The 12,096-nt window shown below is 58.7% G+C and carries 12 protein-coding genes and 1 pseudogene; 11 read left to right on the forward strand and 2 right to left on the reverse strand.

Annotation, left to right across the window (positions count from 1 at the left end):
- Positions 1-266 precede the first annotated feature (266 nt).
- The 10 genes and pseudogenes from ACFOZ5_RS05880 (at position 267) to cdiI (ending at position 7,619) form a co-directional block, all read left to right on the forward strand.
- A complete protein-coding gene (locus ACFOZ5_RS05880; RefSeq protein WP_379886092.1) occupies positions 267-773 on the forward strand; it encodes a flagellar basal body-associated FliL family protein in 507 nt (168 codons plus the stop codon).
- 91 nt (positions 774-864) lie between these two features.
- On the forward strand, positions 865-1,863 hold the full coding sequence (gene fliM, locus ACFOZ5_RS05885) for a flagellar motor switch protein FliM (protein ID WP_379886093.1): 999 nt from the start codon (positions 865-867) through the stop codon (positions 1,861-1,863).
- Complete coding sequence (gene fliN / locus ACFOZ5_RS05890; protein WP_379886094.1) at positions 1,856-2,392, forward strand: flagellar motor switch protein FliN; 537 nt, start codon at positions 1,856-1,858, stop codon at positions 2,390-2,392. The genes fliM and fliN overlap by 8 nt, the downstream gene beginning before the upstream one ends.
- A gap of 146 nt (positions 2,393-2,538) precedes the next feature.
- Positions 2,539-2,808: pseudogene (gene fliO, locus ACFOZ5_RS05895) on the forward strand (flagellar biosynthetic protein FliO); the annotation flags it as partial.
- A 69-nt stretch (positions 2,809-2,877) separates the two neighbouring features.
- A complete protein-coding gene (gene fliP, locus ACFOZ5_RS05900; RefSeq protein ID WP_379886396.1) occupies positions 2,878-3,624 on the forward strand; it encodes a flagellar type III secretion system pore protein FliP in 747 nt (248 codons plus the stop codon).
- A gap of 11 nt (positions 3,625-3,635) precedes the next feature.
- Positions 3,636-3,905: a flagellar biosynthesis protein FliQ gene (gene fliQ / locus ACFOZ5_RS05905; protein WP_379886096.1), complete on the forward strand. Its 270-nt coding sequence runs from the start codon at positions 3,636-3,638 to the stop codon at positions 3,903-3,905.
- Positions 3,906-3,912: 7 nt separating this feature from the next.
- On the forward strand, positions 3,913-4,698 hold the full coding sequence (gene fliR / locus ACFOZ5_RS05910; RefSeq protein ID WP_379886097.1) for a flagellar biosynthetic protein FliR: 786 nt from the start codon (positions 3,913-3,915) through the stop codon (positions 4,696-4,698).
- 29 nt (positions 4,699-4,727) lie between these two features.
- The gene (gene flhB, locus ACFOZ5_RS05915; protein WP_379886098.1) at positions 4,728-5,864 is read left to right on the forward strand and encodes a flagellar biosynthesis protein FlhB; all 1,137 of its coding nucleotides are present in this window, start codon (positions 4,728-4,730) and stop codon (positions 5,862-5,864) included.
- A gap of 139 nt (positions 5,865-6,003) precedes the next feature.
- The gene (locus tag ACFOZ5_RS05920) at positions 6,004-7,254 is read left to right on the forward strand and encodes a CdiA family toxin C-terminal domain-containing protein (protein ID WP_379886100.1); all 1,251 of its coding nucleotides are present in this window, start codon (positions 6,004-6,006) and stop codon (positions 7,252-7,254) included.
- Between the two features lie 11 nt (positions 7,255-7,265).
- Positions 7,266-7,619 (forward strand): ribonuclease toxin immunity protein CdiI, encoded by a 354-nt coding sequence (gene cdiI, locus ACFOZ5_RS05925; protein ID WP_379886101.1) that lies wholly within the window; start codon positions 7,266-7,268, stop codon positions 7,617-7,619.
- A 152-nt stretch (positions 7,620-7,771) separates the two neighbouring features.
- Here cdiI and ACFOZ5_RS05930 read toward each other — a convergent pair whose 3' ends face one another.
- Entirely contained in the window at positions 7,772-9,076 is a 1,305-nt protein-coding gene (locus ACFOZ5_RS05930) for a uracil-xanthine permease family protein (protein ID WP_379886102.1), read from the reverse strand.
- Between the two features lies 1 nt (position 9,077).
- Complete coding sequence (gene upp / locus ACFOZ5_RS05935) at positions 9,078-9,716, reverse strand: uracil phosphoribosyltransferase (protein WP_379886104.1); 639 nt, start codon at positions 9,714-9,716, stop codon at positions 9,078-9,080.
- Between the two features lie 193 nt (positions 9,717-9,909).
- Here upp and flhA point away from each other — a divergent pair, with 193 nt between their 5' ends.
- Complete coding sequence (flhA, locus tag ACFOZ5_RS05940; RefSeq protein ID WP_379886105.1) at positions 9,910-12,081, forward strand: flagellar biosynthesis protein FlhA; 2,172 nt, start codon at positions 9,910-9,912, stop codon at positions 12,079-12,081.
- Positions 12,082-12,096: the final 15 nt, after the last annotated feature.

The raw sequence follows: 12,096 nt of genomic DNA on the forward strand, positions 1-12,096 counted from the left end.
TTTAAAGCCCAGGTTGTAATCACGCTGCGTGCGCTTCTTCCGGGTGGGAGTATCGTTGCCCATCTGCTCATTCTCCAGATGACAACGTATTTCAGGACGGGACAAGAATAGAAGAAAAGGCCAGCCTGAGGGCTGGCCTTTTTGTAGCGAGGCCGCACAGGCTGGGCCTTGAAAGACGTACAGGGAATATTGGCTCGGGGATTGCTTGACCCCTTGCAGGCAGGGATATTCTGACAAACATCGGCAAAATATTGACGGAATTGTGAATGGCTGAGAACAATGAGGTGGCGGCAGCGCCGAAAAAGAGCCGACTGAAAACCATCCTGTTGCTGATTGTTGTGCTGGGGTTGGCCGTAGGGCTGTCTATCGCCGGCACTCTCTGGTTCCTCAGTGACGGGGGTGGTAGCGACACGGCAGAAGAGGGTGAGGAGGCCGAGAGTGCCGAGGAAACCTTTGTGCCGGCCAGCTACCTGGTGATGGACAAGCCGCTGGTCACCTCTATCAGCCACCCGGGCAGGCAGCGCTATGTGCAGGCCTACCTGGCGCTCGAGTCCAGCGACGAAGCAGCCCTGGAAGCCGCCCGGAAGCATTTGCCGCTGTTGCGGAATGCGCTGATATCCGAGCTGGCAACCTCGGAATTCATGGCACTGCAGACAGTTGAAGGGCGTCAGGCCTTGCCGGAGCGTTTGCTGGCAACGGTCAATGAGACTCTGGCGACGGAGGGTGAACCCACCGTGGACCGGGTGCTGTTACGCAACTTTGTTATTCAGTAAAACGTGATTCAGTAAAACCCGTTCAGGGGCAGGAACCGACCGGTGCACGGGGCATGTCCAACTGAACTGCAGGCAGTCAGAGGCTGAAACTATGCAGGATCTACTCTCGCAGGACGAAATCGACGCGCTTCTCCACGGTGTGGACGATGGCGACGTCGATACCTATGACGAGACAGACGAGACGGGTGTCAAGACTTACGATCTGGCCAGCCAGGACCGCATTGTCCGTGGCCGGATGCCTACCCTCGAGATGATCAACGAGCGTTTCGCCCGCTACACCCGCATCAGTCTGTTCAACCTCCTGCGTCGCAACGCCGATGTGTCTACCGGTGGCATCCAGATCATGAAGTTCGGCGAGTACATACACACCCTGTATGTGCCCACCAGTCTTAACCTGGTCAAGGTACGACCGCTGCGCGGGGCCGGGCTGTTCATCCTCGACGCCAAGCTGGTGTTCAAACTGGTGGATAACTTTTTCGGTGGTGAGGGCCGCCATGCCAAGATCGAGGGGCGGGAATTCACGCCCACCGAGACCCGTATCGTGCAGATGGTCCTGGACCAGGTGTTCGTGGACATGCGGGAAGCCTGGCAGGCGGTTCTGAAGGTGGATTTCGAGTACCTGAGTTCCGAGGTCAACCCGGCCATGGCCAACATCGTCAGCCCCAGTGAGGTGGTGGTGATCAGCACCTTCCACGTTGAGCTGGACGGCGGTGGTGGCGAACTGCATATGGCGCTGCCGTACTCCATGATTGAACCCATCCGGGAAATACTGGATGCCGGGGTACAGAGTGATATCGATGACGTTGACGAACGCTGGGTCAACGCCCTGCAGGAAGACATCAAGGACGTCGTGGTGCCGGTCAACGCCATGGTGTGCCGGCGCCGGATTTCGTTGCGGGAAGTGGCCAACCTGAAGGCCGGTGACGTGATTCCGGTGGAAATGCCCGAAACCATGGACATGACCGCCAACGGCATTCCCATCTACAAGGCAACCCTGGGTACCCGTGACGGCAAGATGGCCCTGAGAATCAAGGATCGGGCCAAGATTCCGGTGGTGAAAAAACAACTGAAGGTAGGTAAACATGGCTGATAAAGACGACAAAGACGACCGCGAGCTCAGCGAAGACGAAAAGCTGGCTGCCGAGTGGGAAGCAGCCATGGACGAGTCCGGCGACAGTGACGACGATGAGTCGTCAGGCCAGGACCGTGCCGACGAATGGGCTGCCGCCATGGAGGAGGCAGAAGATACCGGGGACAGCAAGAGTACTCAAAAGGAAGAGGCCGGAAAGCAGGTCAAGGCGGCCCCCATGGAGGAATTCGGCGACGCCTCGGAAGCTCAGGGCGTGCCGGGCACCGAGCCGGACCTGGACGTGATCCTGGACATTCCGGTGACCATCTCCATGGAGGTGGGTAACACCCAGATTCCCATCCGCAACCTGCTGCAGCTCAACCAGGGCTCAGTGATTGAGCTGGACCGTCTGGCGGGTGAACCCCTTGATGTGCTGGTCAACGGTACCTTGATCGCCCACGGCGAGGTGGTCATGGTGAACGAGAAGTTCGGTATCCGGCTGACCGATGTCATCAGCCCCGGCGAGCGCATCAAGCGCCTGCAGAAATAACCATGGCCTGGCGAACCGGTGGTATACCCATAGCGGTCTTGCTGACCCTGTTGCCGGCCCTGACTGTGGCCCAGGAAGCCATCGTGCCCCTGGCCCCGGAGCGATCCGGCTCGGGTCAGGGCGATGCCATAGCGACCCTGGCCACCATGGGCATAGGCCTGCTGGTAGTGGTGGGGCTGATTTTTGCTTGCGCCTGGCTGGTGCGACGCATGAATGGCCTGACGGGTATGAACACGGGTGCCATGAAGGTTATTTCGGTCATGGCGCTGGGCGCCCGGGAACGGATAGCCCTGATCGATGTGGCAGGCACCCAGATCCTGGTGGGTATCACACCCTCCGCGATTCGTACCCTGCATGTGTTCGATGAACCGGTGGTACCTCCGGGCCAGGAGGTCAGTGGTGATTTTGCCAGGAAGCTCCAGGGCCTGATCGGTCGTAAATGGAAACAGGATGCCTCCGACGACCGTCAGGGGGGGGGCGGACTGATGCGCTGGTTGTTGGTCCTGGTGGGGCTGATGCTGGCCCCGGCTGTGCTGGCCCAGGAGGGGATGGGCGGTATTCCCGGTATACCGGCAGTCACGGTGACCCCGGGGGAGCGGGGCGAGGAATACTCGGTTACCCTGCAGATTCTGGCGTTCATGACGGCGCTGACGTTCCTGCCGGCCATGTTGATGATGATGACGTCGTTTACCCGCATCATCGTAGTGTTCGCCATACTGCGCCAGGCTCTTGGCCTGCAGTCCACGCCGTCGAACCAGATCCTGTTGGGGCTGGCGCTGTTCCTGAGCATTTTCATCATGAAGCCGGTCTTCGAGGAGGCCAATCAGCAGGGTTTGCAGCCCTATCTGGCCGAGGAGATGACCTCCATTGAGGCAGTGGAGGCGGCCAGTGGGCCGTTCCGGGAGTTCATGCTGGCCCAGACGCGCGAGAGCGATCTGGGGCTGTTCATGCGCATTGCCGATGAGCAGTATGACACCCCGCAGGACGTGTCCTTCTGGGTGCTGATGCCCGCCTTTGTGACCAGTGAACTGAAAACCGCCTTCCAGATAGGCTTTATACTGTTCATCCCGTTCCTGATCATCGACATGGTCGTGGCCAGTGTATTGATGGCCATGGGTATGATGATGTTGTCGCCCATCATCATCTCGTTGCCGTTCAAGATCATGCTGTTTGTGCTGGTGGACGGCTGGGCGCTGATCATGGGCACACTTGCCGCGAGCTACGGAATTTAGGGAGTTCTGTCATGACGCCGGAAACCGTTATCGACATCATGCGCGAAGCCCTGTGGATGATCGTGATGCTGGCCACCCTGATTATCGGGCCCGGGCTGGTCATCGGCCTGGTGGTGAGTACCTTTCAGGCCGCTACCCAGATCAACGAGCAGACCCTGAGCTTCCTGCCGCGGCTGCTGGTGACCCTGCTGATGATTATCTTTGCCGGCCCCTGGATGCTGACCCAGCTGATTGACCATGCCGAAGGGCTGATCGGCAGCATTCCGTATCTGATCGGATGAGGCGGGCATGATCCCCGCGGACCTCAGCGCGGATGTCATCAGCCAGTGGGTAGGGCAGCATCTCTGGCCGTTGTTTCGTATTGCCAGCTTCTTCATGGTGATACCGTTCATTGGCACCCAGCTGGTGCCGGCCCGGATCCGCCTGGGTCTGGCGCTGCTGACCACCATCCTGATCGTGCCCATGTTGCCGCCGGTTCCACAGGTGGAAGCGCTCAGCGGTGACGCGGTTATCATCACGCTGCAGCAGATTCTCATCGGCGTCGGTATGGGGTTCGCGCTGACGGCACTGTTCCAGCTGTTTGTGATCGCCGGCCAGATGATCGCCATGCAGATGGGTCTCGGGTTCGCTTCCATGAATGATCCAGCCCATGGCGTGAACGTCACTATCCTGTCCCAGATCTACTCCATCACCATTACGTTGCTTTACCTGTCCATGAACGGTCATCTCGTGGCTATTGAGGTGTTCCTGGAGAGTTTCCGCACCATTCCCATCGGCATGGAGGGGCTGGGCCAGGAAGGTCTCTGGCAGCTGGCTCACCGGATCAGCTGGATGTTCGTGTCCGCCATGCTGCTGGCCTTGCCGGCTGTGACTGCCGTTTTCATCGTCAATATTTCCTTCGGTGTCATGACCCGGGCGGCACCGCAGATGAATATTTTCGCCCTGGGTTTCCCGATTGGCCTGATTTTTGGATTGTTCTCTATCTGGGTGCTGCATGCCAATTTTCTGCCACATTTCGAGCAGTATACCCGTGAGACTTTCCAATTCATGAGACAGCTGCAGGGGCAACCCTGAGCCAGCAGACGGGACACCAGCGGTAGACCATGGCTGAAGAGAACGACAACAGTCAGGAAAAGACGGAAGAAGCGACCCCCCGACGACTTGAGAAGGCCAAGGAAGACGGCCAGACGGCCCGCTCCAAGGAGCTGGCCACCATGGCCGTGCTGCTGGCGGGTGCTGGCGGTTTGCTGGTCTTTGGCAAGAGCCTGGCCATGTCCATGGAGCAGATCATGCGGGGGTCGTTCGTGCTGGAACGGGGGGAGATCTTTGATACCCGTTTCATGAGCACGCAACTGATCAGTTCCGCCTGGGAAGCGACGGTTGCGCTCAGTCCGTTGTTGCTGTTGCTGCTGATTGCTTCCATTGCCGGCCCGATTGGTATCGGCGGCCTGTTGTTCAGTGGCAAGGCCATTGCCCCCAAGCTCAATCGCATGGATCCCTTCAAGGGGCTCAAGCGGATGTTTTCCATGCGCTCGCTGATCGAACTGGTCAAGGCGATTGCCAAGGTGTCTCTGGTGCTGGCGGTTGCCATTCTGATCCTGAACCTCCGTACCGATGACCTGCTGAGCATTTCCGAAGAACCGGCCGTGCCCGCCATGGCCCATGTACTCTGGACCCTGGCCTGGAGTTTTTTCCTGCTGTCCTGCGCCACCATCGTGATCGCGATGATTGATGTGCCATTCCAGATCTACGATCACCAGAAGAAACTGCGCATGACCAAGCAGGAGGTGAAGGACGAGTACAAGGACACGGAAGGCAAGCCGGAGGTGAAGGGCAAGATTCGCCAGCTGCAGCGGGAGATGGCGCAGCGCCGGATGATGCAGGATGTGCCGGGTGCGGATGTGGTCATCACCAACCCGACCCACTATGCGGTGGCCCTGAAGTACGACCAGAAGTCGATGGGCGCGCCGGTCGTGGTGGCCAAGGGCTCCGACGAGGTGGCCTTCAAGATCATGGAAATCGCCCGCGCACACAAGGTGGATGTGATGCGCGCGCCGCCGCTGACCCGGGCGGTGTACCACAACACCAAGATCGGGGAGGAGATCCCTGATGGCCTGTATATGGCGGTGGCTCAGGTGCTGGCCTACATCTTCCAGCTCCGCCAGTTCCGCAAGGGGCATGCTGCGAAGCCGACTGTGCCCAATATGCCTATTCCCAAGGATATGCGGCGGGATATTTGAGTTGGTTGTAGCCTGCTGTTCCGGGGCTCTAATCCGTCCTACAGTCTTGACTCAGTTCCGGAAACAAGGTTTTATACCCACACTGACGATTCAGGACGCCCGTCGGTAAGAAGGAATCAATCTCACAGGGACGACAGGGATGTTTCATCGGGACCCCATTCTGATCAAGGCCCCCTTGGGCCGTATCTATGCCTTCACCCGGTACTACCGGGGAAACAATATTTTCGACGGCCCCCACCTGGCCTTTCCCCATGACCGTGGCTACGCTCGGGAGCACCTTCTCGCCCTGACTCGGCATATCGGGGATGATCCTTTCAATGACCGGCTGCACGACGTCTGGCAGATGGTGTTCCAGAAACCCTGGACCCGTCCGGGAAGTCTCCAGGAACTGGTCATGGACCTGACCGACAAGATCACCCGTGGCGAGTTGTTTGTCTATGAAGAACTGGACCCGGATCGGGCCTATCAAATCCCGGTTCATGATGGACCATCGGAAGGTGGGCCGGTGTCTGTTGATAGGGGAGACTTGCAGGGTGAAAAGCCATCCATGGACAGGCCCAGGGTCTCGGGGCCCCCGGTAGCGAGATCCACCAGTTGGGGTTCGGACTACGCCGATGGTCTGAGTGATACGGCGTCGGCCATGGCGTCGGATATTGCGTCTGAACAGACGGAGCTTTATGAGAACACCTCTGGCTGGGGTAATGTCATGTACCCCGTCTTCAAGCCCCTGGAGAATGCTGGCAGGTTCGTGGGCAATACCGTCGGATTGCTGTCGGCGCTCTCACCCAACGGCATGAAGCCCGAGGTTGCGCAGTACTGGCAGGATATGGGCGAAGGTTTCCAGGCGCTGGGTGGTCGGGTCGTCGATGCTGTAGGTGGTGATGGCCGGGCTGCGGGGGAGATTACGCCGGCTGTGGCGAGCATTTTGGTGTCAAAGAAGGTTCCTGGTAGCACAAGCTTTACAAGGTTTGTTGGGAATTACGATGAGCACATTATTTACAGGGATTTTGATGTCCCGAGAAGAAGGGGAATAGGCGGTGCTCACAATGGTGACGAGTTCTTAAAATATTCCAATGAATTCAAGGTCGAAGAAATCATTCCCCATCCGACAGTGGATGGTATTGAAACAGTTCGTTACCGAATGGCTGCTTTGGATAAGGCCGGTGATCCGACTGGAGAATACCGAGCAGCTATTCTGGAAAAGACGGTTTACGACCCTTCGAAAGTGTCGAATGAGCAGTTCCTTGACTGGGGTAGGCAGGCAGCCGCAGAGGCCCAGTCGGCTGGACGGCTAAACCGTGAATGGGTGGGGACTGCATCCAATAGTTTGGAGTTCAGGGGGTATCTGGACGAAACTGGAGCTGTTAAAAGCTTTTTTCCTAACTTTTAAAAGTGATTGTTATGTCTGATAACTTTCGTGTCGTGCTTGATGACAAGTTTTTACCAGTTCAGGTCTTTTTTAATGCTATTCCTGATAGAAGGTTTATTGACACTCTTATGGCATTTGAAAGTGGCTCTGGGGCTGGGTTTAATGATGCCTGTTGTTCTTTCCCTGGGGAGGAAGAGTTTGATGAAGAGCCACTGACCGGTGTTGAGTTTGCGATAAAAGATGAGAAGGTCGTGATCGGTAGTCAGGACTTTTTATGGGTTTTGGAAAAAGCTTGCAAGGCCTATCTGGATGACTATCCAAGCATGGCTGACCAGATTGCCGAGCTGCTACCAAAGATCAGAGCGAAAGTCTCGTCTTTAATATGATAATAGGCAGGATGGCTTAAAAATGGATCAATAGGCGAGATTTCCACACGAGAAGAAGAGAGCCTCTTAAATCAGGCGATATCGAAAAGGCCCCTGTTTGCCGCCTCCCCCCAACTCGCAGGCTAAAAGGGAGGCGCTAACATAAGAGCTATTCAGTGCTCGTGCTGATGAGCCCGCTCACCCCACGCCGAATCAGCGCCGGGCAAAATCAGATTCAGCAGGATGGCCACAATGCCGCACAGGGCAATGCCTTCCACGCCGACGATTTTCATGCCGCCGATGCCGAAGACCAGCGTGACGCCCACGATGACCAGGTTACGGGCCTGGGACAGGTCCACCTGGTTGCGGATCAGGCTGTTCAGGCCGACCACCGCGATGGAGCCGAACAGCAGGCACAGGATGCCCCCCATGACCGGTACCGGAATGGTCTGCAGGGCCGCGCCGAACTTGCCGACAAAGGCCAGTACGATAGCCGCCCCGGCTGCCCAGAGCATCACCCTCGGGTTGAAGTTCTTGGTCAGCATCACGGCGCCGGTCACTTCCGAATAGGTGGTGTTGGGCGGGCCGCCCAGGAAAGCTGCGGAGCTGGTGGCCAGGCCGTCGCCCAGCAGGGTGCGGTGCAGGCCCGGCTTCTTCAGGAAGTTCTTGCCGGTTACGCTGCTGATGGCCAGTACGTCGCCGATGTGCTCGATGGCCGGGGCGATGGCCACCGGAATCATGAACAGGATGGCGCCCCAGCTGAACGATGGCGTCTGGAAGGCCGGCATCGAGAACCAGGCGGCTTCCTGGATCGGCGTGAAGTCCACGATAACCGGCGTTATGCCGGTCTTGCCGGCGATGTAGGTGACCAGGTAACCGACGATAATGCCGAACATGATAGGCAGCAGGCGGAAGATGCCTTTCGCCCAGATCGACACCACAATGGTGACCAGCAGCGAAATCATCGCGATCACGATGGCTGGCGTGTAGGGCACCAGTTCGGCGGACCCGTCACCGGTGCGTCCCATGGCCATATTCACTGCCACCGGCGCCAGGCCCAGGCCAATCACCATGATCACCGGACCAATCACCACCGGTGGCAGAAGACGGTTGACGAAGCCGGTGCCCCGCAGGCGCACTGCACCGCTGAGCAGGATGTAGAGAATACCGGCAGCCACCAGGCCGCCCAGGATTTCCGGGATGGAGAACTGGCTTTTCGCCGCCATGATTGGGGCGATAAAGGCGAAGGAAGATGCCAGGAATACCGGCACCTTGCCACCGGTCACGATATGGAAGATCAGCGTACCCATACCGGCGGTAAATAGCGCCACGCTCGGGTCCAGCCCGGTGAGCAGGGGCATCAGCACCAGTGCACCAAATGCCACCAGCAGCATCTGGGACCCGGCAAGTGCCTGGCGCCAGACCGGATCGCCGGCGTAGTCCTCCCGCAGGGAGGTGGTGTGATCGGTATCCTGCATGTCAGACATCCTTCTGTTTGGTGCCAAAGATCTTGTCACCGGCATCACCCAGACCAGGCAGGATGTAGCCTTTATCGTTGAGATGATCGTCAATGGAGGCGGTATAGATGGACACGTCGGGGTGCTTCTCCAGCACCTTTTCGATGCCCTCTGGCGCCGCCACCAGAACCAGGGCGCGGATCTCGGTGCTGCCGGCCTTCTTCAGCAGGTCGATGGTGGATATCAGCGAGCCACCGGTGGCCAGCATGGGGTCCACAATCAGCGCCATGCGCTGGTCTAGTTCCCCCACCAGTTTTTCCAGGTAGGTGGAGGCTTCCAGGGTTTCCTCGTTGCGGATCTGGCCGACCACACTGACCCGGGCGACAGGAATAAGGCTCAGCACACCGTCGAGCATGCCCAGGCCGGCCCGCAGAATCGGCACGATGGTTACTTTCTTGCCTCCGATCTGCTCCACTTCCACCGGGCCCGCCCAGCCTTCAATAGTTTCCTTGTGCAGGGCAAAGTCCTTGGTGGCTTCATAGGTCAGCAGGGCGGCCACTTCCTGGGCCAGCTCCCGGAAATTCTTGGTGCTGATATCGGCGCGGCGCATGATGCCGAGTTTGTGCTGTATGAGGGGGTGTTTCACTTCGTGAATGGGCATGACTCACCTGTCGACTGGTCGGGTGGGATTTGCGCAAGGATACCGTATCGTGACGGTTCAGTCAGGGGGAGTCTGACGATTCTGTAAGAAATGGTATGGATCTTGCCGCTATCCATGGTGAAGCGACCCGAGTGTCAAAAAACCGACCCGGGCTAATGCGTGATTGCCGTCAGCCGTGGAGTGTTCCTTCAAGATGGATCGGGCCCTTGTCCTGCACAACGTCAAATCCCTGACACGGGGGAACCTGGGTGTTCCCGTGATGCTCATGGCGCTACTGGGCATGATGATCCTGCCCATGCCGGCGTTCCTGCTGGACGTTCTGTTCACCTTCAATATCGCGCTCTCCATCACCATTCTGCTGGTGTGTGTCTACGCCCTGCGGCCCATGGAGTTCGCCGCTTTTCCAACGGTGCTGCTGGTCGCCACGCTACTGCGTCTCGCCCTGAATGTGGCCTCGACCCGGATTGTACTGCTCAATGGCCACGAGGGCGGTGACGCCGCCGGTAAGGTGATCGAATCTTTCGGCGCCGTACTGATTGGCGGTAACTACGCCGTCGGTCTGGTGGTGTTCGCCATTCTCATGATTATCAACTTCCTGGTAGTCACCAAGGGCGCCGGTCGTGTCTCCGAGGTGAGTGCACGCTTCACCCTGGATGCCATGCCCGGCAAGCAGATGGCCATTGATGCCGATATGAACGCGGGCCTGATCAACCAGGACGAGGCCAAGCACCGTCGTGAGGAAATTGCCCAGGAGGCCGACTTCTACGGCTCCATGGACGGTGCCAGCAAATTCGTGAAAGGCGATGCAGTGGCGGGTCTGCTGATCCTGTTCATTAACCTGATCGGCGGTATCGCCATCGGTATGCTGCAGCACAGCCTGAGCTTCATGGATGCTACCCAGAATTATGCCCTGCTCACCATTGGTGACGGTCTGGTGGCGCAGATTCCGTCGCTGCTGCTGTCCACCTCTGCGGCCATCATGGTGACGCGGGTGACGTCCAGCCAGGATATGGGCGGGCAGATTCTCCAGCAGATGTTCGATGCGCCCAAGGCGCTGGCCATTGCCGCCGCGATCCTGATCCTGCTGGGTCTCATTCCGGGTATGCCCCATGTCGCTTTCCTTGGCCTTGGCCTGCTGGCGGCTGGTGCAGCCTGGTGGATCTGGAAACGTGAGCGGCAGACGGTGGAAGAAGAAGGTGGAAGCGGTTGGCCGGCCACCAGGCGTGACACCGGAGCCAAGCCCGCACCCACCGGGGGTGCCCGGCCCGACGCCGGCGATCAGGGGCTGCCGGCACCGCCCGAACACAAGGAGTTGGGTTGGGACGACGTGGCCACGGTGGACATCGTGGGCCTGGAAGTGGGGTATCGGCTGATCCCCCTGGTGGACAAGTCCCAGGGTGGCCAGTTGCTGAGCCGGATCAAGGGGGTGCGCAAGAAGCTGTCCCAGGATCTGGGCTTCCTGATGCCGTCCGTGCATATCCGTGACAACCTGGACCTGATGCCCAACGTCTATCGCATCACCCTGATGGGCGTCACCATCGCCGAGGCGGAGATCCACCCTGAGCGGGAGTTGGCCATCGACCCCGGCCAGGTGTTCGGCAAGGTGGAAGGCATCGCCGGCAAGGATCCGGCATTTGGCCTGGATGCCATCTGGATCGAGTCGGGCCAGAAAGACAATGCGCAGACTCTGGGCTACACCGTGGTGGATGCCAGCACCGTGGTGGCTACCCACCTCAATCAGATTCTGCAGAGCCATGCCTACGAGTTGCTGGGCCATGAGGAAGTGCAGAAGTGGCTGGACCAGCTGGAGAAGATTTCGCCCAAGCTGGCTGAGGAACTGGTGCCCACCACCGTTTCCATTTCCATCCTGCTGAAGGTGTTGCAGAGCCTGCTGCAGGAGGAGGTGCCGATCCGCGACATGCGCTCCATTGCCGAAGCCATCGTCAACGTTCATCCCAAGAGCCAGGATCCGAAGGTGCTGACATCAGCGGCCCGTCAGGCCTTGCGTCGGATGATCGTGCAGAGCATCTGCGGCAACGATAAAGAGATACCGGTTATTACCCTGGATCCGGAACTGGAACAGTTATTGCTGAAGAGTCAGCAACAGAGTCAACAATCCGGCGGTGGTGACGACATCGGCATGGTGCTTGAGCCAGGGATGGTGGAGAAACTGCAGCGGTCGTTGCAGGAAAGCACCCAGCGGCAGGAGATGATGGGCAAACCAGCGATTCTGCTGGTGTCCGGGCCGCTGCGGCCGGTGCTGGCGAAGTTTGCCAGCTACGGGGTAGAGCGCCTGCACGTGCTGTCGTATCAGGAAGTGCCGGAAAACAAGCAGATCACCATTGTGGCGTCGGTCGGCCAGTAACGGCCCACTTGGGAG

Source organism: Marinobacter lacisalsi (assembly GCF_042651045.1).
Taxonomy (GTDB): Bacteria; Pseudomonadota; Gammaproteobacteria; order Pseudomonadales; family Oleiphilaceae; genus Marinobacter; species Marinobacter lacisalsi.